Annotated in this window: 25 protein-coding genes and 1 pseudogene; 18 read left to right on the plus strand and 8 right to left on the minus strand. The window is 66.1% G+C overall.

All coding sequences use genetic code 11. The features are described 5' to 3' along the window. The first annotated feature begins 340 nt into the window (after positions 1-340). The 17 genes and pseudogenes from W7S_RS15710 to W7S_RS15785 all read left to right on the plus strand — a co-directional run bounded on the left by W7S_RS15710 (position 341) and on the right by W7S_RS15785 (position 16,015). Positions 341-2,611 carry a LuxR C-terminal-related transcriptional regulator gene (locus W7S_RS15710; RefSeq protein WP_008258047.1) on the plus strand — a complete coding sequence of 757 codons (2,271 nt, stop codon included), beginning with the start codon at positions 341-343 and terminating at the stop codon, positions 2,609-2,611. Between the two features lie 186 nt (positions 2,612-2,797). Next, entirely contained in the window at positions 2,798-3,112 is a 315-nt protein-coding gene (locus W7S_RS15715; RefSeq protein WP_008258049.1) for a hypothetical protein, read from the plus strand. Between the two features lie 239 nt (positions 3,113-3,351). Continuing rightward, positions 3,352-3,740 (plus strand): annotated as a pseudogene (locus W7S_RS26355) (four-helix bundle copper-binding protein). Between the two features lie 58 nt (positions 3,741-3,798). Further along, the gene (locus W7S_RS15720) at positions 3,799-4,266 is read left to right on the plus strand and encodes a DUF5709 domain-containing protein (protein WP_008258051.1); all 468 of its coding nucleotides are present in this window, start codon (positions 3,799-3,801) and stop codon (positions 4,264-4,266) included. A gap of 36 nt (positions 4,267-4,302) precedes the next feature. Beyond that, positions 4,303-5,715: an NAD(P)H-quinone dehydrogenase gene (locus W7S_RS15725; protein WP_008258053.1), complete on the plus strand. Its 1,413-nt coding sequence runs from the start codon at positions 4,303-4,305 to the stop codon at positions 5,713-5,715. Positions 5,716-6,496: 781 nt separating this feature from the next. Then, a complete protein-coding gene (gene tal, locus W7S_RS15730; protein ID WP_014385225.1) occupies positions 6,497-7,624 on the plus strand; it encodes a transaldolase in 1,128 nt (375 codons plus the stop codon). Beyond that, positions 7,621-8,220, plus strand: a complete 600-nt coding sequence (locus tag W7S_RS15735; protein ID WP_008258058.1) for a sulfite oxidase-like oxidoreductase — start codon at positions 7,621-7,623, stop codon at positions 8,218-8,220. The genes tal and W7S_RS15735 overlap by 4 nt, the downstream gene beginning before the upstream one ends. An 8-nt stretch (positions 8,221-8,228) precedes the next feature. After that, positions 8,229-8,969: a ferredoxin reductase gene (locus W7S_RS15740; protein WP_014711988.1), complete on the plus strand. Its 741-nt coding sequence runs from the start codon at positions 8,229-8,231 to the stop codon at positions 8,967-8,969. A gap of 14 nt (positions 8,970-8,983) precedes the next feature. Beyond that, positions 8,984-9,259, plus strand: a complete 276-nt coding sequence (locus W7S_RS15745) for a DUF6510 family protein (RefSeq protein WP_014385227.1) — start codon at positions 8,984-8,986, stop codon at positions 9,257-9,259. After that, positions 9,259-9,909 (plus strand): RraA family protein, encoded by a 651-nt coding sequence (locus W7S_RS15750; RefSeq protein WP_014385228.1) that lies wholly within the window; start codon positions 9,259-9,261, stop codon positions 9,907-9,909. Before W7S_RS15745 ends, W7S_RS15750 begins: the two co-directional genes overlap by 1 nt. Before the next feature lie 58 nt (positions 9,910-9,967). Continuing rightward, a complete protein-coding gene (locus W7S_RS15755) occupies positions 9,968-10,558 on the plus strand; it encodes a GNAT family N-acetyltransferase (RefSeq protein WP_014711989.1) in 591 nt (196 codons plus the stop codon). A gap of 133 nt (positions 10,559-10,691) precedes the next feature. After that, entirely contained in the window at positions 10,692-11,207 is a 516-nt protein-coding gene (locus W7S_RS15760; protein ID WP_014711990.1) for a YkgB family protein, read from the plus strand. A gap of 173 nt (positions 11,208-11,380) precedes the next feature. Further along, entirely contained in the window at positions 11,381-12,151 is a 771-nt protein-coding gene (locus W7S_RS15765) for an SDR family NAD(P)-dependent oxidoreductase (protein WP_014711991.1), read from the plus strand. A gap of 34 nt (positions 12,152-12,185) precedes the next feature. Further along, positions 12,186-12,680, plus strand: coding sequence for a peptide-methionine (R)-S-oxide reductase MsrB (gene msrB, locus W7S_RS15770; protein WP_014711992.1), 495 nt, complete (start codon positions 12,186-12,188; stop codon positions 12,678-12,680). Continuing rightward, positions 12,677-13,225, plus strand: coding sequence for a peptide-methionine (S)-S-oxide reductase MsrA (gene msrA, locus W7S_RS15775; RefSeq protein ID WP_041297910.1), 549 nt, complete (start codon positions 12,677-12,679; stop codon positions 13,223-13,225). Before msrB ends, msrA begins: the two co-directional genes overlap by 4 nt. Positions 13,226-13,295: 70 nt before the next feature. Continuing rightward, positions 13,296-15,002, plus strand: coding sequence for a cytochrome c oxidase subunit I (ctaD, locus tag W7S_RS15780; RefSeq protein ID WP_014711993.1), 1,707 nt, complete (start codon positions 13,296-13,298; stop codon positions 15,000-15,002). 62 nt (positions 15,003-15,064) lie between these two features. Continuing rightward, the gene (locus tag W7S_RS15785; protein WP_041297912.1) at positions 15,065-16,015 is read left to right on the plus strand and encodes an NAD(P)/FAD-dependent oxidoreductase; all 951 of its coding nucleotides are present in this window, start codon (positions 15,065-15,067) and stop codon (positions 16,013-16,015) included. 15 nt (positions 16,016-16,030) lie between these two features. On the opposite strand, the gene W7S_RS15790 is transcribed toward W7S_RS15785, so the two are convergent. Further along, the gene (locus tag W7S_RS15790; RefSeq protein ID WP_233425282.1) at positions 16,031-16,456 is read right to left on the minus strand and encodes a hypothetical protein; all 426 of its coding nucleotides are present in this window, start codon (positions 16,454-16,456) and stop codon (positions 16,031-16,033) included. A gap of 133 nt (positions 16,457-16,589) precedes the next feature. On the opposite strand from W7S_RS15790, the gene W7S_RS15795 reads away from it, so the two are divergent. Next, a complete protein-coding gene (locus tag W7S_RS15795) occupies positions 16,590-17,123 on the plus strand; it encodes a DUF421 domain-containing protein (protein WP_014385236.1) in 534 nt (177 codons plus the stop codon). On the opposite strand, the gene W7S_RS15800 is transcribed toward W7S_RS15795, so the two are convergent. Genes W7S_RS15800 through W7S_RS15830 form a run of 7 tightly spaced genes read right to left on the minus strand, consistent with a single transcriptional unit; the run spans position 17,113 to position 23,425 of the window. Next, on the minus strand, positions 17,113-17,460 hold the full coding sequence (locus W7S_RS15800) for a metal-sulfur cluster assembly factor (protein ID WP_008258091.1): 348 nt from the start codon (positions 17,458-17,460) through the stop codon (positions 17,113-17,115). The genes W7S_RS15795 and W7S_RS15800 overlap by 11 nt on opposite strands. Next, positions 17,435-17,935 (minus strand): Fe-S cluster assembly sulfur transfer protein SufU, encoded by a 501-nt coding sequence (gene sufU, locus W7S_RS15805; protein WP_014385237.1) that lies wholly within the window; start codon positions 17,933-17,935, stop codon positions 17,435-17,437. Before sufU ends, W7S_RS15800 begins: the two co-directional genes overlap by 26 nt. Next, positions 17,932-19,248, minus strand: a complete 1,317-nt coding sequence (locus W7S_RS15810; RefSeq protein ID WP_014385238.1) for a cysteine desulfurase — start codon at positions 19,246-19,248, stop codon at positions 17,932-17,934. Before W7S_RS15810 ends, sufU begins: the two co-directional genes overlap by 4 nt. A gap of 1 nt (position 19,249) precedes the next feature. Continuing rightward, the gene (gene sufC, locus W7S_RS15815) at positions 19,250-20,023 is read right to left on the minus strand and encodes a Fe-S cluster assembly ATPase SufC (protein WP_009955752.1); all 774 of its coding nucleotides are present in this window, start codon (positions 20,021-20,023) and stop codon (positions 19,250-19,252) included. Beyond that, on the minus strand, positions 20,023-21,207 hold the full coding sequence (gene sufD, locus W7S_RS15820) for a Fe-S cluster assembly protein SufD (protein WP_008258095.1): 1,185 nt from the start codon (positions 21,205-21,207) through the stop codon (positions 20,023-20,025). Before sufD ends, sufC begins: the two co-directional genes overlap by 1 nt. Next, positions 21,207-22,655, minus strand: coding sequence for a Fe-S cluster assembly protein SufB (gene sufB / locus W7S_RS15825; RefSeq protein WP_008258096.1), 1,449 nt, complete (start codon positions 22,653-22,655; stop codon positions 21,207-21,209). Before sufB ends, sufD begins: the two co-directional genes overlap by 1 nt. Further along, positions 22,652-23,425 (minus strand): metalloregulator ArsR/SmtB family transcription factor, encoded by a 774-nt coding sequence (locus tag W7S_RS15830; RefSeq protein ID WP_009955755.1) that lies wholly within the window; start codon positions 23,423-23,425, stop codon positions 22,652-22,654. The genes sufB and W7S_RS15830 overlap by 4 nt, the downstream gene beginning before the upstream one ends. Positions 23,426-23,503 lie beyond the last annotated feature (78 nt).

Raw genomic sequence — 23,503 nt, forward strand, 5'->3', positions numbered from 1 at the left:
ATCCGGGCGCGGCGGTGCAGTGGGTTGCAGGAGTAGAGGCTTCGGTGAAAACAGGAGAAGTGCGGTGAGCGGGCACAGCATGAGCGCGGCTCATGAGACAACCATTGAGCCCTTGGCGGGACGCGGGTCCGCCGGCCCAAACGGGCACCGCCGGCGTGCGCCCGCGGCATTTCCGGACGGCGCATCTGATTCAATAGAGTCGCCGCGATTACCGAGCAGAACGAGCCCGGGCGGCCCCGCAAGGACAAACTGGGATGCCGACAGGGCGGCCACCCAGGACGCGTCACCGCCGAGTTTCCCCGCCCGGCTGCGGGATTCGACGGATTCGCGGAGTGCGGACATGAGCGGCTCAGCAGGGCGCAGCGACAACGGCGTCGGACAAGCCGGTGCGCGCGCAGTCCTGCTCGCCACCAAGCTGCACGTCCCGGCCATGGGGGCGCAGCTGGTTCACCGGGCGGCCCTGCTGGACGCATTGTCGGCGGGGCGTACCCGCAAGCTGACCCTGTTGAGTGCGCCGGCGGGTTGGGGCAAGACGACATTGCTGGCGCAGTGGGCGATGGGTGGGGATGGGCGGTTCGCCTGGCTGTCGCTCGATTCCTCCGACAACGACCCGGTGTGGTTTTGGATGTACGTGGTCGCCGCGCTGCAGAAAGTCAGTCCCGGGCTGGGGATTCGCGCGGTCGAACTCCTGGCGATGGGTGCCGATCCAGTGCAAGTCGTGCTGCCTACCCTGCTCAACGATCTGGACACGATCCCTAGCCCCGTCGTGCTCATTCTCGATGACTACCATCTGGTGGTAGGCCGAGCGATGCATGAGCAGCTTGCCTTCTTCATCAGCCGGATGCCGGCGAATCTTCACCTGGTGTTGGCCACCCGAGCCGATCCGATGTTGCCGCTGGCTCGGCTGAGGGCCAGCGGCGAGCTCGCCGAGGTGCGAACGGACGACTTACGTTTCGGGCCGACCGAGGCGGACCACCTGCTGAACGATGTCCTCGGGCTGGGCTTGGCGCCCACGGATATTCAACTGTTGCACCGCCGCACCGAAGGATGGGCTGCCGGCCTCTATCTTGCCGCCCTCTCGCTTGCCGGGCGTGCTGACACCGCAACGTTCATCAAGACGTTCGCAGGCGACAACCGTCATATCGTCGACTACTTGATGGCCGAGGTGCTCGACGGGCAGCCACCGAACCTGCGTAGTTTTTTGCTCCGCACGTCGGTCCTGGGACGACTCAGCGGTGCGCTGTGCGACGCGGTGCTGCAAACGTCTGGCTCGGCCGCGGTCCTGCAAAAGATCGAGCGCGAAAACCTGTTCGTGGTGCCACTGGACACGTCGCGTCACTGGTATCGCTATCACCAGCTGTTCGGTGAGCTGCTGCGCACCGAGCTGCGCCGCACCGAGCCTGATCTCGTCGCCGATCTGCACCGGCGAGCCGCGACGTGGTTCGAGGCCGAGGGACTCATCGATGAGGCGCTGCGCCACCTGCTCGCCGCCGGCGACACCGCGCGCAGCGCTGACCTGATCGCCGCGGACTGGGTCGACGAATTCAACGGCGGCGGCCTGTCGACCATCTCCGGCTACCTGGATCTACTTCCCGAGGAAACCGTCTTAGAGGATCCGCGCCTGAGCGTCGCCCGCGCGTGGATCGCCCTCAGCGTCGGTCAACTCGATGACGCCGCCGAGTGGATCGAGGCGGTCGAGGCGCGATCCGCGGACGATACCGCGGATGGTCGCGCCATCAGCGCGCAAGCCGCCGTGTTGCGCGCGGTTCACTCATTCAAGACGGCTGACGTTGCTGCCGCGCTCGAGGGGGCTCGCCGGGCGACCACCCTCGATTTCGGCGAAGCACCGCTGGGCCGACCGAGCGCCTATTGCATTTATGGTGCCGCGCTGTACTTTTCGGGCGATGTCCCCGAGGCGCAAGCCGCCTTCCGGCGGGCCGTGCAGCTTGCCGAGAAGGTGGGCGATCGTCGCGCCCGCAGTTCCTCGTTGGGCTATCTGGCGCTGATCTCGGCCGAACGGGGTGAGCTCGCGGATGCCGAGCATCAGATCCGGGAGGCTTCGGGCAGCCCCCGAGACCTGGCCGATGCGGAACATCTGGTGGACGTGATGGTGTCGCTGGCCACGGCCGAACTCCTCGCCAAAAGCGGTGACGCGCTTGCGGCGGTGGCCGCCGCGGACATGGCCGTCATGTCGGCCCGCCAAAGTGGTGCGATCCTCGAGGTGGCCAAGGCGCAGTTGGTGAGGGCGGAGATCTCCGAGCGGCTCGGCGACCACCAGACCGCCAAGGCGAGCCTCGAAGAGGCCGGCACCCTGGTGCGTGGTTGCGCCGATGCCGGCATCGCCCCGACGCTGCTCGCCTCGGCCGAGCGCAACGCGGGAGTCGCGGTGAGTCCGCGCAACGAACGGAGCGTGGTCGCCGAGGAACTGACCCCCAAAGAGGTTGAGGTTCTTCGCCTGCTCGCCACCCGGCTATCGCGACGCGAGATCGGTGAGCGGCTCTACGTCTCGCTCAATACCGTGAAGACCCACCAGCGCGCCATTTACCGCAAGCTCGGCGTTGAGCACCGCGGCGCGGCGGTCAGCCGGGCGCGAGAACTCGGACTGTTTTAGCCCATCCGCGGGCACCGCACCAGATGTGCCCGGTCACGAATCACCTTGTCTGACAAAGCCGTTAATGAACCACGCCCAGCCGCCGCCAGGAAACCGGAAAGGGACCAGGACATGCTTACTGCCGCTATCAGGCCCCAGGCCCGATTGGTGTCGTCGAAGACACGGAGGTTCCCGAGTCGTGGTTCGGTGGCGCAACCGCGCCCCACGGTTGAGCCGTCGAGCATCTCCGACGAGGACATGGCGTGGTTACTGGTCGACGCGGTGAATTCGTGTCTGACCGGCTATGAGCGCACGGTTGTCTTCGTCGAATTAGGCTGCGGCGAAGGGTATCTCGTGATCAAACGCATCCTCACCTCCCTCCTGGCAACCCGTACGGCGTTGCCGGTGGCGATACACTCGAAGTTGACCGGATGGCTGAATGGCTACGCCGGCAGCCCAGAGGAGCCGCAGCTGCGCAGGATGCTGGCCATCATTCGCCCGCGGCAGCCCGAGGCGGTTTAGGAGCGCCTGACCCGCCAGACCGGTCGCGCCCCGTCAGTGGTGATCTTGGGTAGTGGGTTCGGCGGATTCGTCACGTCATTTTATCACCCGGGTGAGGCACTCAGGTGGGCGAGGACAGTTCACCCGTTTGCACGCCATGCTTTTGATGTCTACAGCTACGCAGCCGTGTTCTGTTGTGTGAGACAGCCTCCAACAAGGAGGAACCTGACAAGGAGGACGTAGTGAACGCCGCCAGGAGAATGCTGGAGACCTATCCCCGCGATCTAGGCCGGATCGATCGAGACAGCTGGTCGCATGTATCGACGCGTGTTTTGAATGCGACCAGGCGTGCACAGCGTGTGCAGACGCCTGCCTCAGTGAAGACGACGTCAACCACTTGACCAAATGCATCCGTACCTGCCTTGACTGCGCGGATGTCTGCGCGACAACCGGGCGCGTGCTGTCCCGGCACACGGGCTATGACGCCAACTTGACCAGGACGGTGCTCCAAACGTGCGCCGTCGCCTGTAAGACAAGCGGGGACGAGTGCGACAAGCACGCGGCGAAACACGAGCATTGCCGCATGTGCGCCGAGGTATGCCGTCGCTGTGAACGAGCCTGCCGCGATCTTGTCGAGGCGCTCGGTTGAGGCAACCACCGGGCGGGCGCACGGCTTCGCTTCGCGAGTGCGACCTTGCAGATAAGGAATGGAGACGGCGCTGATGGGGATTTCTGAATTCGACGACGTCGGGGCCCACCTGCTCGAGCCGGAAGAAAGCGTGGACTCTGAACAGACGGGCATCGACCTGGACGAGGGCTACTCACCCCCGGAAAGCCCGCGGGAATTGCGGGCGTGGGGTCTCACCGCGAGGGAAGCGCGCACCCACGAAAGTCTGGCGCGCCGGCTGGCCCGTGAGCTGCCGGACGTGACCGACCAGTGGGACGGCGACGGAATCGGTGATAGCGCTGACAGCGATGGCGAGCCGATCGACGATCAGGTCGGCGGCATGCGCGCGGGCCGGCTCGTCGCCTTCGACGTAGACCCTACGGATCCGGCTACGGATTACCTTGCCTACGACGTCGGCATTGACGGTGGCGCCGCGTCGGCTGAGGAAGCCGCCATCCATATCATCGGCGATGAAGACACGAACGCCGGTGGTGGATGGCGTTTTTGATGACCTGTCGTCCGGCCGGATGGTGAGGTTCGAGCTGTGCCGACCCGCATTGTGATCCTCGGCGGGGGCCCGGCCGGTTACGAGGCGGCACTGGTCGCCGCCGCCCGAGGGCCTGAGGTGGCACGGGTGAGCATCGTGGACGCCGACGGTATCGGCGGTGCGGCCGTGCTGTGCGACTGCGTGCCGTCAAAGACGTTCATCGCCTCCACCGGGCTGCGCACCGAACTGCGCCGGGCGCCTCTGAGCTTGGACATCGGTATCGCCGACGCGGAGATCTCGTTGCCCGAAATCCACCAGCGGGTCAAGACATTGGCGGCCGCCCAGTCCGCCGACATCACCGCCGACCTGCTCAGCATGGGCGTCGAGCTGATCGCCGGTCGCGGTGAGCTGATCGACGCGACTCCCGGGCTGGCGCGCCACTGCGTCAAGGTGACCAAGCCCGACGGCACCGCGATGGTGCGAGATGCCGACGTCGTATTGGTCGCGACCGGCGCCAGCCCGCGAATCCTGCCCTCGGCGCAGCCCGACGACGAGCGCATCGTGACCTGGCGCCAGCTTTACGACCTGACCGCGCTGCCCGAGCACCTCATCGTCGTCGGCTCGGGCGTCACCGGCGCCGAGTTCGCCAACGCGTACGCCGAACTCGGTGCCGCGGTGACCGTCGTGGCCAGCCGGGACCGGGTGCTGCCCTACGAGGATGCCGACGCCGCATGGGTACTGGAGGAATCGTTTGCCGAACGCGGCGTCAAACTCGTCAAAAACGCACGCGCGCAATCGGTTGTCCGCACCGAGGGCGGAGTCGTGGTGACGATGACCGACGGCCGCACCGTTGAGGGCAGCCACGCCCTGATGACGATCGGATCGACCCCCAACACCGACGGCCTGGGCCTGGAGCGGGTGGGCATCGAGCTGGGGCGCGGCAACCACCTGACCGTAGACCGGGTGTCACGGACGTCGGTTCCCGGGATCTATGCCGCCGGGGATTGCACCGGCCTGTTGCCGTTGGCCTCGGTCGCCGCGATGCAGGGCCGGATCGCGATGTATCACGCGCTGGGCGAGGCGGTTAGTCCGATCCGGCTGCGCACCGTCGCGGCCACGGTATTCACGCGTCCCGAGATCGCCGCGGTCGGCGTGCCGCAGACGGCGATCGACGACGGCTCGGTGCCGGCCCGGACCATCATGCTGCCACTCGAAACCAATGCGCGCGCCAAGATGTCGGAGCTGCGTCATGGCTTCGTCAAACTCTTCTGCCAACAGGCCACCGGCGTCGTGATCGGCGGTGTGGTGGTCTCCCCGATCGCCTCGGAGCTGATCCTGCCGATCGCCGTGGCCGTGCAGAATCGCATCACGGTCGACGGGCTGGCGCAGACGCTCGCGATCTACCCGTCGCTGTCCGGCTCGATCACCGAGGCGGCCAGGCGGCTGATAGCGCACGATGATCTGGACTGACGCCGCACAGTGGTTGGCGCCGCGGCCCGTGGCCCGGGCGACCCTTGTCCTGGGCGCACTGCCTGCCGCCGTGTGGTGGCTGGCACCGTGGAAGTTGTTGATCAAGACCACAATCGATGAGATGCCGCCGCCAGGAGCTCAGACCACCCAGTTAGGAGAATTCACCAGCCACATCCACCCAACCAGCGGTGCTGCGCGGCTGGCGACCTTGCCCGACGGGTCACGGATACTGCGGCTGGACAATCTCCATGCCACGTTGGGTCCGCAGCTGCGCGTCTGGCTGAGTGACACACGAGTAGCCATGTCGACACCGCCGGAGTCGGCAGCGTCATTCTGTGGTGCGCCCGCTTCGGTGTGTCCTTTGGCGCCGCGGAGCTGCGATTCGTGCCGCAATCACTGGACACACCCTTGAGGGGTCTAACCGTCCGTCCAGCTTGAGCATTATCACCCGGGTGAATGGTGCTGGAGGGTGATGACGGCTTGGCCGGGTCCGGGCCACGCTCAGAACACCACCCGGCAGGTGCCCATACACAACCTGGCCATCGACCGGGCGGGAATGAGTTCCGCAGCAACGGGCTTGCACGCGCGGTGGTGCAAACAACGCTCTATGAAGGCCTGGTAACGGAGGATCTGTGACGCAAACAGCGCGCCGCATTAGCTTGACGACGCGGGACCGGCGGATGCTGGCCGGCGCGTACTGGCCGGTCGTCGCGTTCGCCGCCGCGCTCCTCACCGCACGAACAGCGCGTAGCCGCCGACATCGGCAGGAGGCCGCAGACACATGACGCAAGACCCAACCCTGACCGCGCTTTCGGCGGCGGGGGTCTCGGTTTGGTTGGACGACCTGTCGCGCGACCGTCTGGTATCCGGCAACCTGCAGAGGCTGATCGACACCAGAAGCGTAGTCGGCGTCACCACCAATCCCTCGATCTTCCAGCGGGCGATCTCACATGGCCATGCCTACGATCGGCAGATCACCGAACTGGCCGAAGGCGGCGCCGACGCCGAATCGGCGATCCGCACCGTCATCACCGACGACGTCCGGCAAGCGTGCGACGTCCTGCGCCCGCAGTGGGAAGCCTCCGGTGGCGTCGACGGACGGGTATCCATCGAGGTGGACCCGAGGGCAGCCCACGACGCCGACAAGACGGTCAGTCAAGCCGTCGAGTTGTGGAAGATCGTCGATCGGCCGAATCTGTTCATCAAGATCCCCGCGACGTCGGCCGGTATGTCCGCGATCACCGCCACTGTGGCCGAGGGCATTTCAGTCAACGTGACCCTCATCTTCTCGGTCGAGCGCCATCGTGCGGTGATGAACGCCTACCTGGCCGGGCTGGAGGCGGCGCAGCGCGCCGGCAAAGACCTCACCCAAATCCATTCCGTGGCATCCCTGTTCGTCTCCCGCATCGACACCGAGATCGACCAGCGGCTGGAGACGATCGGCACCGAGGCAGCCATGGAACTGCGCGGACGTGCCGGAATCGCCACCGCCCGGCTCGCTTATGCCGCATACCAGGAGGTGTTCCAAGCCGGACACCGCTACGCCGCGCTCGGCTACGACGGCGCCCATGTGCAGCGCCCGCTGTGGGCCTCCACCGGGGTGAAGAACCCCGCCTATCCCGACACCATGTACATCACCGAGCTGGTCGCGCCACACACTGTCAGCACCATCCCGGAAAAAACCCTGGAGGCACTCGCCGATCACGGCGTGATCAGCGGCGACTCCATCACCGGGACGGCCGCCGACGCCCGAGCCGTGCTCGACAACATCAGCGCAGCCGGCGTGGAACTCAAGGACGTTGTGAGGACGCTCGAAGATGACGGCGTCGCCAAATTCGTAGCATCCTGGCGGCAACTGCTCGGGTCCTATCCCGCTCCCCCAAATCTGCTGCCGAAAGGACACCAATGACTGTCGTCAACAAGGGCTTTCGCGGGCGTCGCGCCGAGTCGGTCGTCGAGTTGCCGCCCGGTCAGCATCTGACCGCGGACTTCCCCGTGCTGCAGGCGGGACCGACTCCGCGCATCGACCTCGATCGCTGGCGGTTCACAATCCGCGACGAGCATGGCACCGAACGCGTGTGGACCTGGGCCCAGTTGAGGCAATTGCCCAGCGAGCGGCCCACCGTCGACATCCACTGCGTCACCACGTGGTCCAAGCTGAACACCATGTGGGAGGGCGTAGCTGTAGACACTCTTTTCGAAGGGATCGACACGGCCGCCGAATTCGCACTGGTCGGTTGCTACGGCGGTTATACCACCAACCTCCCGCTGCGCGACCTTCTCGGCGGCAGGGCGTGGATCGTCTACGCCTACGACGGCGCACCGCTCAGCCCGGTGCACGGCGGCCCGGCACGGCTGCTGGTGCCGCACCTGTATTTCTGGAAGTCCGCGAAGTGGGTGAGATCCATTGAGTTGCGCGACAGCGACATACCGGGCTTCTGGGAAGGGTTGGGCTACCACAACTACGGGGACCCGTGGCGAGAACAACGCTACGCCGGGGATTGACGGCGACTGTGGATGTCGACGTGAAACCGGCGCTACGGTGGCGGGTCGCGCGTGTCGTGAATTCTCACCCCGAGACCGATTCGGCGCGCACGATCCGGCTGACCGTGCCCGGCTGGGGCGGCCACCTGGCCGGCCAGCACATCGATCTCAAATTGACCGCCGAGGACGGGTACAGCGCGCAACGCAGCTACTCGCTGAGCAGACCGGCCGACGGTGAGCACATCGAACTCACCGTGCAGCGGATCTCCGACGGAGAGGTCTCGCCGTTTCTCCTCGGACTCGCTGCCGGCGACGAGATCGAATTGCGCGGCCCCATCGGTGGCTGGTTCGTCTGGCGCCCCGACGAGGGGGGTCAGGTTCTACTCGTCGGCGGCGGATCGGGAATCGTGCCGTTGATGGCGATGCTGCGACAGCGGCTAGTGGTGGGCAGCGCCCACTTTCGGCTGATCTATTCGGTGCGCAGTCCTACCGATGTGTACTACGCCCAAGAGTTGGCGCGGCTCGAGCGTGAATGTGATTGGCTTGAGGTCACACGGGTCTACACCCGCTCGGCCGCGCCACACACCACGCGGCCGTCCGGCCGGGTGCGTGCCGCTGACTTCGCGCCGACCCGCTGGGCACCCCGCAACGAGTTGCGCATCTATGTGTGCGGCCCAACGGGATTCGTGGAATCGGTGACCGCAATGCTGATCGAGCAGGGGCATCAGCCGTCAGCCATCCGGACCGAGCGGTTTGGGCCGAGCAACTAATCCAGAAGCGAGGAATGATGACCGAACCGACACACGTCGACGGCAACGCGGCCGCCGGCGCCTTCGCGGAAGTGCTGGGATTCGAGGTCACCACCGCGACGCTGACCTGCGGGAAATGTTGTCGTAACACCGCCTTCGCCGAGAGCCACGTCTACCACCGCGGCCCCGGCATCGTGGTGCGCTGCCCGGGCTGCGACGACGTCCTGGCCCGACTCGTGCAAACGAGCACGGACACCTGGCTCGACTTCCGTGGCGCCCAGTCCTGGCGTATCGCGACCCCGGACCGCTGATGCAATCCCTCGACGTACTCGCCGGTCGCGTGCGCACCGCCGACATCGTGGACGCCATGGGGCGCCGGCACCGACATCGTTGTCACCTCCTCGACCTGGTGAGCCCGACACCCGGCCGCCGTCTCTTCGGTCCCGCCGTGACCATCTCCTACTTCCCGGCGTGCCGGGTCGCCCTCCCTCCCGAGCGCTACAACTTCAAGAGGTTGTTCTACGACGCCATCGAAAGCGGCGCCGACGGGCGCGTGCTCGTCCTGGCCAGCAATGGCTGCAGCGACGCGTCGCTGGGCGGCGGGACAAAGCTGTCGCGTGTCCATAACCATCGGCTCGCCGGCATTCTCGCGGACGGGAAGCTGCGCGACTTCGCCGAGCTGGCGCACTACGACCTCGCCGTCTATTGCCGCGGCGAGACAACGCGGTCGGGCGGCGACATCGTCACCCCGTACGAGGCGAACCGTCCGGTGGTGATCGCGGGGGTGGCGGTCCGTCCCGGCGACTACGTCTTCGCCGACGCCTCGGGCGCCGCGGTCATACCCGCCGGCGACGTGCGCGCGGTGGTGCGCGCCGCCAAAAAGGTCGCACTGGAGGACGCGGAGACCATCGTGGCCATCAGGGCCGAGACGCCAAACACACTGGGAACCAACGAGAACTGACGGATCGGACCGCGCCCACAACGTTTGGGCACTACACACGACAACGCTAGGGGCGGGAATGGTTGAGCATCATCACGTCGACTGGGACGCGGGCACGCGGCGCATCGAGACACCCCGGCTGGTGTTGCGGCCGTGGGAACTCGATGACGCTCTCGCCGCATATGCGATCTACGGTGCGCCCGAAGTGGCGCGTTGGCTGTGCCCGGCCTTGCCCCCCATCCCCGACGCGATGGTGATGCGACACGTCCTGGCGGCATGGATCGCCGAAAGCGACCCGACCGGGCTGCCGTTGGGCCGGTGGGCGATCACCGACAACACCGCGGGAGACGTGATCGGGGGCGTTGCCCTGCTTCCGCTGCCGCCGGGCGGCACGGATCTGGAAATCGGGTGGCAGCTGTCTCCGAACGCTTGGGGCTACGGTTACGGCGCGGAAGCCGGTCACGCGGTTGCCCATCAGGCATTCGAAAACCCCGGTATCAGTGAGGTCTTCGCAGTCGTGCGACCGGAGAATCGCCGTGGTGTGGCTACCGCCCGGCGAGTGGGGATGGAGTGGGTCGGCGAGACCGACAAGTACTACAACCTCACGCTACAGGTCTACCGTTTGACGAAGGCCGATCTGGACCTGCCGGAGCCGGCTTGTGCGCACTGAACGGCATGCCCCGCAACGGCTTACCGTCGTCTCACCCGGGTGAATTGCATCCGGGGATGAGGACAACTCACCCCATGCGCGTAGATAGTGGTCGCTGATCTGAGCCGCGACCGACACACAGAACGGAGACCGCATGTCGCAGAGTGAGGCCACCGCCATGATGACTGCTGGGCCAGGAAAGTCTCGAATAGACGTCATCGCGCCCCTCGTCGCACGTTACGGTTTGGCAATAGTCCTGGCCTGGTTCGGCGCCATGAAATTCACTTACTATGAGTCCCACGGCATTTCGCATTGGGTGGCCAACAGTCCCTTCTTGAGTTGGGTCTACGAAATCATGTCCATCGACGCCTTTGGCCGATTGAACGGAACGGTAGAATTGGTCACGGCGGCGCTCTTGGCCCTCAAGCCCTGGTCTCCGAAAGCTGCCGTGGTGGGCGGGATAGTCGCTTCTCTGTTCTTCGTCACCACGCTGAGTTTCATGATCACGACGCCCGGGGTCGGCGAGGCGTCTGCGGGTGGGTTTCCCGTCTTGTCCGCCGATGGCGAATTCTTGATGAAGGACATCGCGCTCATCGGCTTAGCGCTCTGGCTGTTGGTGGACGCTATCGACGCGACCCGCGAACAGCCGGTCGTCGCCAAATCGCAGTGACTCTCCCCGCCGACGAAGTTGCCCGGGACAAGGACTCGCGCCCAACTCCGCATCAAATCACCCGGGTGAACAGACGGCTGGGGTGATGCCGGCTCAGTCCGCGACGTTGCAGTCTCGTTAGACGCGGCGGCCCAGCGGGGAGCCGTCAAAGACAACCAGGAAGGGACCCGAACATGCATTTTGACGGCAAGAAGGTCATCGTTGTCGGCGGCAGTGCCGGCATGGGTCGGCAGGTCGCTCTCGATGTCGTCGACCATGGCGGCAGCGCGGTGATCATCGGACGTTCGAAGGACCGTGTCGATGACACCGTCGCTGAGCTGACGAACCGGCGTCGCCACGCCTGGGGCATCGCCGCCGAACTGACTGATCGCGCTGCCGTCGCGGATGTACAGCGGGCGCTGTCCGAGCAGCACGACGACGCGACCTTGCTGGTAAACGCGGCGGGATTCTTCATCCCCAGGCCGTTTCTCGAGTACGACCAGCAGTTCTATGACTCCTACATGGAGCTCAACTACGCGCTGTTCTTCCTGACACAGACCGTCGTTGCGGGCATGATCGCCAAGGGCGAGGGCGGGGCCATCGTCAACATCGGCAGCATGTGGGCACATCAGGCCATCGGTTTGACACCATCGTCTGCGTATTCGATGCAAAAGGCCGGCCTGCACGCCCTTACCCACAATCTGGCCATCGAGCTTGCGGAGCACAAGATTCGCGTCAACGCGGTGGCGCCGGCGGTTGTCAAGACCCCGCTGTATGAGGGCTTTATCCCGAAGGACGAAATCGACGCCACGCTAGACACTTTCGCGCCGCTTCACCCGCTGGGACGAGTCGGCACCCCCGTCGACGTCGCCAACGCCGTCACCTATCTGCTTTCCGAACAGGCCAGCTGGGTCACCGGCGCGATCCTCAATGTCGACGGCGGCATCATGGCCGGCCGCAACTAATCGGACAACCGAGCACACTCACCAAGGAGCATCCGTGTCACACGAATACACCAAGGACCCGGCGGCGGTCGACGCGCTGAGTCCCGAGCAGTACCACGTTACCCAGGAGAGCGGGACCGAGCGTCCATTCTCCGGCGAATACTGGGCCAACAAGGAACCCGGTATCTACGTCGACATCGTCTCCGGTGAGCCGCTGTTCGCATCGGTCGACAAATTTGAGAGCGGCACCGGCTGGCCCAGCTTCACCCAGCCGATCGACGCGGACAACGTCGTTGAGAAGAGCGACCGCAGCCACTTCATGGAACGCACCGAGGTTCGTTCGGCGCACGGCGACAGCCACCTCGGGCACGTCTTCAGCGACGGCCCCCGGGATAAAGGCGGCCTGCGCTACTGCATCAACTCGGCGTCGCTGCGTTTCATTCACCGCGACAACCTCGAGGCCGAAGGTTACGGGCGATACCTGAGCCTGTTCTCCGACGCGGCTGCGGAGCGACGCGGCGGCGCACCCGTGAGCGAGCAGCGGTCATGACACACAAGGTTGCCGTCCTGGCGGGTGGATGCTTTTGGGGCATGCAGGATCTGATCCGCAAGCAGCCCGGTGTGGTGTCCACGCGGGTCGGCTACACCGGCGGCCAGAACGCGCACCCCACCTATCGCAACCATCCCGGGCATGCCGAAGCGATCGAGATCACCTACGACCCCGACCGGACCGATTATCGGACGCTGCTGGAGTTCTTCTTCCAGATCCACGACCCGACCACCAAGAACCGCCAGGGCAACGACGTCGGGACCAGCTACCGCTCAGCGATCTTCTATCTGGACGACGAACAGAAGCGGATCGCGCTCGACACCATCGCCGACGTCGACGAGTCGGGACTGTGGCCCGGCGCGGTGGTCACGGAAGTGGCTCCGGCCGGCGAGTTCTGGGAGGCGGAGCCCGAGCACCAGGACTACCTCGAGCGGTATCCGTCGGGCTATACGTGCCACTACGTCCGGCCAGGATGGAAGCTGCCCCACCGCAGCGGCTTTCGCGATGCCAAGTCGCCGTCGGCGCACGCGAACCGCGATGGGTGATCGCGGTCGTCCGGCGCCGAGGCCGTTGACCGCCGGCGGGAGACGGATCCAGCATTAGGAGACCAATCTGATGTCCGCCTACGCACCCCCGGTGGGTGAGCTGCGCGCCCACCGGGCCTTTCCGGCGCGCGTCGGGCCCAAGGGCAACCTGATCTACCGCCTGATCACCACGACCGATCACAAGCTGATCGGGATCATGTACATCGTCGCCTGCTTCGCCTTCTTCTTCGTCGGCGGGCTGATGGCTCTGTTCATCCGTACCGAGCTGGCCGCACCGGGGCTGCAGTTCTTGTCGAACGAGCAGTACAACCAGCTGTTCACCATGCACGGCACGGTGATGCTGCTGTTTTATGCCACTCCGATCGTGTTCGGGTTCGCCAACCTCGTGCTGCCCTTGCAGATCGGCGCCCCCGATGTCGCCTTCCCACGGCTCAACGCATTGTCGTTCTGGCTCTTCATGTTTGGTGCTCTCATCGCGCTGGCGGGATTCATCACCCCGGGCGGCGCCGCGGATTTCGGCTGGACGGCTTACACGCCGCTTTCCAACGAGGTCCATTCCCCGGGCGCCGGAGGCGACCTGTGGATCCTGGGGCTGATTGTCGGCGGCCTGGGCACCATCCTGGGCGGGGTGAACATGATCACCACGGTGGTCTGCCTGCGCGCACCGGGTATGACGATGTTCCGCTTGCCGGTATTCACCTGGAACATCCTTGTCACGAGCATCATGGTGATAGTCGCTTTCCCGTTGCTGACGGCCGCGCTGTTCGGCGCGGCCGCCGACCGCCACCTCGGCGCGCACATCTTCGACGCGTCCAACGGCGGAGTCCTGCTGTGGCAGCACCTGTTCTGGTTCTTCGGCCACCCCGAGGTCTACATCATCGCGCTGCCGTTCTTCGGCATCATCACCGAGGTCGTGCCGGTGTTTTCCCGCAAGCCCCTGTTCGGCTACTCCACGATGGTGTACGCCACCATCAGCATCGGGGCGCTGTCGATCGCGGTGTGGGCGCATCATCTCTACGCCACCGGTGCGGTGCTGCTGCCGTTCTTCTCGTTCACGACGTTCTTGATCGCGGTCCCCACCGGGATCAAGTTCGTCAACTGGATCGGCACCATGTGGAGGGGCCAGCTGACCTTCGAGACCCCGATGCTGTTCGCGATGGGCTTCCTGGTCACGTTCCTGCTGGGCGGGTTGTCCGGGGTGCTGCTGGCCAGCCCTCCGATCGACTTCCACGTCACCGACACGTATTTCGTGGTCGCCCACTTCCACTACGTGTTGTTCGGCACGATCGTGTTCGCCACCTATGCCGGGGTGTACTTCTGGTTCCCGAAGATGACCGGACGGCTGCTCGACGAGCGGTTCGGCAAGCTTCATTTCTGGCTGACGCTGATCGGCTTTCATACGACGTTCCTGGTGCAGCACTGGCTGGGCAGCATGGGCATGCCGCGCCGGTACTCCGACTATCTGCCCACCGACGGCTTCCAGCCGCTCAACATCGTCTCGACGATCGGGGCGTTCATCCTCGGCTTCTCGATGCTGCCGTTCGTGTGGAATGTGTTCAAGAGCTGGCGGTACGGCGAACCGGTCACCGTCGACGATCCATGGGGACACGGCAACTCGCTGGAATGGGCCACCTCGAGCCCGCCGCCACGACACAACTTCATCGAACTCCCCCGGATCCGCTCCGAGCGGCCCGCCTTCGAACTGCACTACCCGCACATGGTCGACCGATTGCGCGCTGAATCCCACGTGCGATACGGGAGTGCGGATGCGCGGTGAGCGCGACGCCGGAGTCGTTGTCGCTCAAACCGTTTAGCACGTTTGTCCCGTCCGCTCCCGCAGTGCCGGCGCCGGCCCGCATCCATGACGTCGTCATCGTCGGATCGGGCCCGGCGGGGTACACCGCAGGCATCTATGCGGCGCGAGCGCAGCTCGACACGGTGCTGATCGAAGGGACTTCGCGTGGCGGGGCGCTGATGACCACCACGGTCGTCGAGAACTATCCCGGCTTCCGCGAGGGCACCGGCGGGCCACTTCTCGTAGGGGACATGTGTGCCCAGGCCAAACGGTTCGGCGCCCAGCTGCACCCCGACGACGTCGATGATTTCCGGCTAGACGGTGACGTCAAGACCGTGGCGGCAGCCGGAAAGGTCTGGCGTTCCCGCGCCGTCATCCTCGCCATGGGTTCGGCCCCGCGGGCGCTTGGCATCCCCGGCGAGAAGAGGCTACGGGGCCGAGGCGTCAGTACCACCGCCAAGGGTGCGGGGTTGATGTTGCGTGACAAGGATGTCGCCGTGGTCGGCGGAGGGGACGCCGCCATGGAGGAGGCGCTCTTCCTGACGGGGATCGCGCGCAGCATCACCATCGTTCATCACCGCGATACCTTCCGCGCATCGCCGCTCACCACCGCCCGGGTGCGCGCACACGACAAGGTCACCGTCCTGACCAACACCTCGGTCCTCGCCGTCCGAGGGCGGCGGTGGGTGACCGGCCTGCGGCTGCGACAGCACGTAGGCGGCGCCGAGCGCGATCTGCCGGTTTCCGCGGTGATCGTGGCCGTCGGCCACGGCCCCCGCTCGGAGCTGCTCGCGGGCATCGTCGATCTCGATCCCCACGGGTATGTCCTCACGCGAGAAGGGACCAGCCACACCTCGGTCGACGGCGTATTCGCCGCCGGCGACCTGGTTGACCGCCGCTACCGGCAGGCCATCACCGCGGCCGCCAGCGGTTGCGCATGCTCCCTCGACGCCGAACGCTGGTTAGCGAAATCTGCTCTGAGACAGGGCCGATGACCACCGTCGGCCTGGCTAGAGCATCACCACGACCTGCAGAATATCGGCGGCAGATCGGATCGGTCTATCGCAGGACGGGCATCGAGCGACGCGCCGGGACAGCCGCCGCGCGAGACTCGCGGGGTGTAGCTCCCGTGCGGTGCACTCGGCCGTGTACTCCAACGCATCGAGATGGTCCGCGCACACGAAACCGCAGGCATTGCCATCCTCGTCACAATCGTCGCGTTTGCAGTAACCGACCATGTGAAACTCCACATACGCCGCCGCCGGGCGCGCACACCGAAAACCGTTGTCGAGGAACGCCAGCTGACACTGTGGCGAGAAATCGAGATGTTCGATGCCGCAGGGAGTGGCGATCGGGCTGTGCGTCCGAACCGGGGAGTTTGTGATAGCGGCGGTGGATCTCGGCGCGACATCCTGGGCCTCCGCAGGTCTGCTCATACAGTGAGCGTGACGCGCGGCGGGGTTAACCGTCATCACCCCTGCCGTTCATTCACCCGGGTGATTGGCGGTGAAGGGTGATGACAGTTCACAACGGTTGGGGCCAGGCTCACTACCGGGAACGGAGGCACGCGTGGACCGAATATTTCATGCCCTGATCGGCGACTCGGCCGGTGTAACCGGTGCCGCCATCAAATCCTCGACGCTGTTCCTCACCGCCGCGGTCCTGTTTCGCTTCACGGAGCGGCGCACCCTCGCCGAATTCGCGCCCTTCGACTGGATCGCCGCGGTCGCCGCGGGCGCCATCGTCGGCAGGGCCGCCACCGCCAGTGACGCGTCGTGGCTCAGCGCAACCACGGCGCTGATCTGCCTCCTGGTCACCCACGCGGTGTTGGCACGATTGCGCTTCATTCCGGGGGTTCGACGGTTCATCGATCCACCGCTGAAAGTGCTGATCCGCGACGGGAAGATAGACCGACGCAATCTGCGCCAATGCGGGTTGACCGCAGCCGACCTGGAGGCCGTGTTACGCCTGCACGGCCACCCCAACGCCGACTGCATCAATCTTGCGATCTTCGAGGCCAAAGGCGCCATTTCCGTTCTGCGCAAAGACGATGACTGCAGAGCGGCGCGAGATTCGAGTCGATACCGAAGTTCTAGACCGTGAAGCCAAGGGCGCGCAGTTGCTCGCGCCCGTCGTCGGTGATCTTGTCCGGGCCCCATGGCGGGTTCCACACCCAGTTGATCTTCAGCTCGTCGACCAAGCCGGCGCCGACGAGCGCGCTGCGCGACTGGTCCTCGATGACGTCCTGCAACGGGCAGGCCGCCGAGGTGAGCGTCATGTCGATCAATGCCACCGGGCCCATCTCGCCGTGCTCGACCTCCAAGCCGTACACCAGGCCCAAATCCATGACGTTGATGCCGAGTTCGGGGTCGACGACGTCATGCATCGCTTCCTCGACGTCGGCGAGCAACTCGTCATGTGGTGTGGTGGTCTCGCTCATCTGTAACCTCCTCGAGGGCTGGTTCTTGTCGTGAGTAAGCCTGTGCCAGCGCGTCTTTGCACGCCATCCACCCCAGCAGCGCGCATTTCACCCTGGCGGGGTATTTGGCCACCCCGGCGAACGCGACTCCGTCGCCGAGCACGTCCTCGTCGCCATCGATGGTGCCGCGGGAGGACACCATCTCGGTGAACGCGGTGATGGTCTTGAGGGCATCGCCGACACTTTGACCGATCACCTGCTGGGTGAGGACCGAGGTGGCCGCCTGGCTGATCGAGCAGCCCTGCCCGTCGTACGACACGTCGGCGACGGTTTCGCCGTCGTCGGACAGCGCGACGCGCAGGGTGACCTCGTCACCGCAGACCGGGTTGACGTGGAACACCTCGGCGCCGAACGGCTCCCGCAGCCCGCGGTGCTGCGGGTGCTTGTAGTGATCAAGGATCACGTCCTGATACATCTGTTCGAGGCGCAAGGTCATTGTCTCCCAACCCATGGCGACGACCCGCTGCGCCCGGCTTCGCCGCGCTTGCGATCGCCGACGAAGAAATCCAGCGCGCGGCGCACGCCCGCGACCAACCGCTCGACCTCTTCGGCGGTGTTGTACACCGCGAAGGACGCCCGGGCCGTGGCCGCCAGCCCGAACCGGCGATGCAGCGGCAGCGCGCAGTGGTGCCCCACGCGCACCGCGACGCCGTCGTCGTCGAGGACCTGCCCGACGTCGTGCGCGTGCACGCCTTCGACGACGAATGACACCGGAGAGCCGCGGTTTTCCAGTGCGGTGGGCCCTATGATCCGCACGCCCTCGATCCCGGACAGGCCCTCGAGGGCGGCGGCGACCAGCCCGCGTTCGTGCGCCTCGACGGCGTCCATGCCGATGCCGTCGAGATAGCGCGCGGCCGCGGCCAGCCCGACCACCTGGGACGTCATCGGGGTGCCGGCCTCGAAACGCTGCGGGGGCGCGGCGTAGGTGGAGGCGTCCATGGCGACGTTCTCGATCATGGAGCCGCCGGTGAGGAATGGCGGCATCGCCGACAACAACTCCCCGCGTCCGTACAGCACGCCGATCCCGTTGGGACCCAGCATTTTATGGCCGGAAAAGGCGGCGAAGTCGACGTCGAGCGCGTGGAAGTCGACCGGGCGGTGCGGCACCGACTGGCAGGAGTCCAGCACGGTGAGCGCGCCGACGGCTTTGGCGCGGGAGACCAGTTCGCCCACCGGCGCGAGCGCGCCGGTGACATTGGAATGGTGGCTGAAGGCAACGACTTTGACCCGCTCGTCGAGCTCCAGCGAGTCCAGGTCGATGCGGCCCTCGTCGGAGATGCCGTACCAGCGCAGCGTGGCACCGGTGCGGCGGGCCAGCTCCTGCCAGGGGACCAGGTTGGCGTGGTGCTCGAGCTCGGTGGTGACGATGACGTCGCCGGGGCCGACGGCACGCTCGAACCGGTTGTCGCCCAGCACATAGGAGACCAGGTTGAGCGCCTCGGTGGCGTTCTTGGTGAAGATCAGCTCCTGCGCGTCGGCGCCGACGAACGCCGCGATGTCGGCGCGGCCCTGCTCGTAGGCGTCGGTGGCCTCCTCCATCAGCTGGTGCGCACCACGATGCACGCCCCCGTTGGACGTCAGCAGAAACTCGCGCTCGGCGTCGAGCACCTGCAGCGGACGCTGGGCCGTCGCCCCGGAGTCCAGATACGCCAACTGGTTTCCGCCGCGCATGACGCGCTTGAGGATCGGGAAGTCGGCGCGGATCGCCGCGAGATCGAGAGCGGAAGCCGCCGCATCACGCCGAGTCATGTCAGGCCTTCGCAGACGCCGCCTGCACGAAGCGCTCGTAGCCGTGCTCCTCGAGCTGGTCGGCCAATTCCGGGCCGCCGGCTTCGACGATGCGCCCGCCGACGAACACGTGGACGAACTGCGGCTGGATGTAGCGCAGGATGCGGGTGTAGTGCGTGATCAGCAGAACGCCGCCATGCTCGGCTTCGGCGTAGCGATTCACACCCTCACTGACCACCCGCAGCGCGTCGACGTCCAGGCCGGAGTCGGTCTCGTCCAGGATGGCGATCTTGGGCTTGAGCAGCGACAGCTGAAGAATCTCGTGGCGCTTCTTCTCGCCGCCGGAAAAGCCTTCGTTCACACTGCGTTCGGAGAACGCCGGGTCGATCCCCAGGTCGTCCATCGCGGCCTTGACTTCCTTGACCCAGTGCCGCAGCTTCGGCGCCTCACCGCGCACGGCGGTGGCGGCCGAGCGCAGGAAGTTCGACATGGACACCCCGGTGACCTCGATCGGGTACTGCATCGCGAGGAACAGGCCGGCCCGGGCGCGTTCGTCGACGCTCATCGCCAGCACGTCCTGGCCGTCCAGCGTGATCGATCCGGACGTCACCTCGTACTTCGGGTGCCCGGCGATGGCGTAGGACAGGGTGGACTTGCCGGATCCGTTGGGACCCATCAGCGCGTGCGTCTCCCCCGAGGACACCGTGAGGTCGACGCCCTTGAGGATTCCGATGGCGTCGGCCTCGTTGGTGCGCGCGACGCTGACGTGTAAGTCCTTGATTTCGAGCGTGGTCATCAGTTCTTGTTTCCTTCGGTCAGCTCAAGCTCGTGTTCGATGGCCTCGGTCAGGCGCTCGCGCACGGCGGGCACGGCGATCTTCTGGATGATCTCGGCGAAGAAGCCGCGCACGATCAATCGGCGGGCCTGGTCTTCGGGGATACCGCGGGCCCGTAGGTAGAACACCTGCTCGTCGTCGAATCGCCCTGTGGCACTTGCGTGTCCGGCGCCAACGATCTCACCGGTCTCGATCTCGAGGTTGGGCACCGAATCGGCGCGGGCACCGTCGGTGAGGATCAGATTGCGGTTGGTTTCGAAGGTGTCGGTGCCGGTCGCCTCGGCGCGGATCAGCACGTCGCCGACCCAGACGGCGTGTGCGTCCGGACGGTCGGATTCCGGATCCGCTTGCAGCGCACCCTTGTACAGCACGTCCGAGCGGCAATTGGGGTGAGCGTGGTCGACGAGCAGCCGGGATTCGATGTGCTGGCCGTCATCGGCGAAGTAGGTGCCGAGCAGTTGAGCGTCGCCGCCGGCGGCGGTGAACCGCACCGTCGTCGAGGTGCGCACCAGGTCTCCCCCGAGCGTCACGTTGACGTGGCCGAGCACCGAATCCTTGCCCAGCCGTGCGTGATGCGCGCTGACGTTGACCATGTCGTCCGCCCAGTCGGCGATCCAGATCACCCCGAGCGCCGCCGAGTCTGAAACAATGATCTCGACGTTGTCGGCGTACGTTCCGCTGCCGCGCAGGTCGACGACCACGATGGCCCGGGCGAGTTCTTCGACGCGGATCTGCAGATGCCCGTAGGCGACCGCGCCCTCGCCCGGCCCGTCCACCACGATCTCGATGGGCTTGGCGACCTCGGTGTCACGCGCCACGGTCACCACCGTCGCGGAGTTGAACGACGAGAAAGCCTGAGCCGCAACGCGATCGGTGGGAACACCGCCCTGGCCCAGCCGCTCGTCGCCCCGGCGGACGACTTCGGTGCGCACACCCGGCTGTTCGGTGACGGTGATCTGCGCCTTGCCGGTGGCATGCGCGGAACCGTCGTGCAGGCCGCGCAGCCGGCGCAACGGGGTGAAGCGCCAGATTTCGTCGCGGCCGTGCGGGACCTCGAACGCGTCCACGTCGAAGGAGGAGAACAGCTCCCCCTTGTTCAGCGCGGTAAGCGACGACCCCTCGACCGCTTCGGTCAGATTCGTCACTAGCCGACCGCGCCTTCCATCTGGAGCTCGATCAGGCGGTTGAGCTCCAGCGCGTACTCCATCGGCAGCTCTTTGGCGATCGGCTCGACGAAGCCGCGCACCACCATCGCCATCGCCTCGTCCTCGGTCAGGCCGCGGCTCATCAGGTAGAAGAGCTGGTCCTCGCTGACCTTGGACACGGTGGCCTCGTGCCCCATCGTGACGTCGTCCTCGCGGATGTCGACATACGGATAGGTGTCGCTGCGGCTGATCGTATCGACCAGCAGCGCATCGCATTTCACGCTGGAGCGTGATCCGTGGGCGCCCTTGTTCACCTGCACCAGGCCGCGATACGAGGCGCGGCCCCCGCCGCGCGCCACCGACTTGGACACGATGTTGCTCGACGTGTTGGGCGCCAGGTGCAACATCTTGGCGCCGGTGTCCTGGTGCTGGTCTTCGCCGGCGAAGGCCACCGAGAGCACCTCGCCCTTGGCGTACTCGCCGGTCATCCAGACCGCCGGGTACTTCATGGTGACCTTGGATCCGATGTTGCCGTCGACCCACTCCATCGTCGCGCCGGCCTCGGCGCGGGCGCGCTTGGTGACCAGGTTGTAGACGTTGCTCGACCAGTTCTGAATCGTCGTGTAGCGAACGCGCGCATTGGGTTTGACGATGATCTCGACGACGGCCGAGTGCAGCGAGTCCGATTTGTAGATCGGCGCGGTGCAGCCCTCGACGTAGTGCACGTACGAACCCTCGTCGGCGATGATCAGCGTCCGCTCGAACTGGCCCATGTTCTCGGTGTTGATCCGGAAGTAGGCCTGCAGCGGGATGTCGACGTGCACGCCCGGTGGGACGTAGATGAACGAGCCGCCGCTCCACACCGCGGTGTTGAGCGCGGAGAACTTGTTGTCCCCCGCCGGGATCACGGTGCCGAAGTACTCCTGGAAGATCTCGGGGTGCTCGCGCAGGCCGGTGTCGGTGTCGACGAAGATGACGCCCTGGGCCTCGAGGTCCTCGCGGATCTGGTGGTAGACCACCTCGGACTCGTACTGCGCCGCCACGCCACCGACCAGGCGCTGCTTTTCCGCCTCGGGGATGCCCAGCCGGTCGTAGGTGTTGCGGATGTCCTCGGGCAGGTCATCCCAGGTCGCGGCCTGCTTTTCGGTGGAGCGCACGAAGTACTTGATGTTCTCGAAGTCGATGCCCTCCAGGTTCGAGCCCCACGTCGGCATCGGCTTGCGCTCGAATATGCGCAGCGCCTTGAGCCGGGCCTGCAGCATCCACTCGGGCTCGCTCTTCTTCTCGGAGATGTCGCGGACCACCGCCTCGGACAGCCCCCGCTGGGCGCTGGCGCCCGCGACGTCGGAGTCGGCCCAGCCGTAGCCGTACCGCCCCAGGGAGGCGATCGCCTCTTCCTGGGTCAGCGGCGCGGTAGCCGTCTTGCTGGCCTCGGGTGTGAGTGTCATCGAGACGCTCCTTTGATGCTCGTGGTGTCGGTCATGTGGCGCGGGCTGGGCGCCGTACTTGAAGCCTTGCTCTGCGTCAGCGGGACGTGCGTGGTGCAGGCGCAGTCGCCGTTGACGATGGTCGCCAACCGCTGGACATGGGTGCCCAGCACCTCGGCCATCGCCTGCTGTTCGGCCTCGCACAGCTCGGGGAATTCCTCGGCGACATGGGAGACCGGGCAGTGGTGCTGGCAGATCTGCACGCCGTGAATCGGCCCGCCGACCTGGGTGGTGCTGGCGACATAGCCGGCCTTGGTCAGCGCGGTGGCGATCCGTTCGGCGGCCGCCTCGACGTCGTCGTCCGCCGCGCTGTCGGCCGCGGTGACCTCGGTCAAGATGGCGTCGATCCGTTGCCGGGCGAACGCCTGAACCGCCTCTTCGCCGCCGATCTCGCGAAGCTGCCGCATGGCCGCCGCCGCCAGGTCGTCGTAGGCGTGGTCGAGCTTGGCCCGACCGCCTGCGGTCAACCGGTAGCGCTTCGCGGGACGCCCGCGCCCCGCCTGCTGCCATGCCGCGGGGGCCGTGGCCTCGGCATCGCCGGCCTCGATCAGGGCGTCGAGGTGCCGGCGCACACCGGCGGCCGCCAGGCCCAGCCGGTCACCGATCTCGCCGGCGGTGATCGTTCCGGATTCCAGCAGCAGGCGCACGATGGCGCGGCGGGTGTGACGATCCGAGCTCGCAGCGCCGACGTCGGGCGCGGCGACGCCATCGGGGCTGGTTCGGATTTTCACAACACCAGTGTGACGCAATTCCGACGATCGGTCTAGCAAGGGTCCCCTGCCCTGGCGTTGCGCTGGTCACACCGCCGG

This window comes from Mycobacterium sp. MOTT36Y (genome assembly GCF_000262165.1).
GTDB lineage: Bacteria > Actinomycetota > Actinomycetes > Mycobacteriales > Mycobacteriaceae > Mycobacterium > Mycobacterium intracellulare.

Excerpts from the sequence above, each read along its gene's own strand:
- W7S_RS15710 (WP_008258047.1), top strand. The coding sequence starts at position 341 with ATGAGCGGCTCAGCAGGGCGCAGCGACAACGGCGTCGGACAAGCCGGT.
- W7S_RS15720 (WP_008258051.1), top strand. The coding sequence starts at position 3,799 with ATGGAGACGGCGCTGATGGGGATTTCTGAATTCGACGACGTCGGGGCC.
- tal (WP_014385225.1), top strand. The coding sequence starts at position 6,497 with ATGACGCAAGACCCAACCCTGACCGCGCTTTCGGCGGCGGGGGTCTCG.
- W7S_RS15735 (WP_008258058.1), top strand. The coding sequence starts at position 7,621 with ATGACTGTCGTCAACAAGGGCTTTCGCGGGCGTCGCGCCGAGTCGGTC.
- W7S_RS15745 (WP_014385227.1), top strand. The coding sequence starts at position 8,984 with ATGATGACCGAACCGACACACGTCGACGGCAACGCGGCCGCCGGCGCC.
- W7S_RS15750 (WP_014385228.1), top strand. The coding sequence starts at position 9,259 with ATGCAATCCCTCGACGTACTCGCCGGTCGCGTGCGCACCGCCGACATC.
- W7S_RS15755 (WP_014711989.1), top strand. The coding sequence starts at position 9,968 with ATGGTTGAGCATCATCACGTCGACTGGGACGCGGGCACGCGGCGCATC.
- W7S_RS15760 (WP_014711990.1), top strand. The coding sequence starts at position 10,692 with ATGTCGCAGAGTGAGGCCACCGCCATGATGACTGCTGGGCCAGGAAAG.
- W7S_RS15765 (WP_014711991.1), top strand. The coding sequence starts at position 11,381 with ATGCATTTTGACGGCAAGAAGGTCATCGTTGTCGGCGGCAGTGCCGGC.
- msrA (WP_041297910.1), top strand. The coding sequence starts at position 12,677 with ATGACACACAAGGTTGCCGTCCTGGCGGGTGGATGCTTTTGGGGCATG.
- ctaD (WP_014711993.1), top strand. The coding sequence starts at position 13,296 with ATGTCCGCCTACGCACCCCCGGTGGGTGAGCTGCGCGCCCACCGGGCC.
- W7S_RS15790 (WP_233425282.1), bottom strand. The coding sequence starts at position 16,456 with ATGAGCAGACCTGCGGAGGCCCAGGATGTCGCGCCGAGATCCACCGCC.
- W7S_RS15800 (WP_008258091.1), bottom strand. The coding sequence starts at position 17,460 with ATGAGCGAGACCACCACACCACATGACGAGTTGCTCGCCGACGTCGAG.
- sufU (WP_014385237.1), bottom strand. The coding sequence starts at position 17,935 with ATGACCTTGCGCCTCGAACAGATGTATCAGGACGTGATCCTTGATCAC.
- W7S_RS15810 (WP_014385238.1), bottom strand. The coding sequence starts at position 19,248 with ATGACTCGGCGTGATGCGGCGGCTTCCGCTCTCGATCTCGCGGCGATC.
- sufC (WP_009955752.1), bottom strand. The coding sequence starts at position 20,023 with ATGACCACGCTCGAAATCAAGGACTTACACGTCAGCGTCGCGCGCACC.
- sufB (WP_008258096.1), bottom strand. The coding sequence starts at position 22,655 with ATGACACTCACACCCGAGGCCAGCAAGACGGCTACCGCGCCGCTGACC.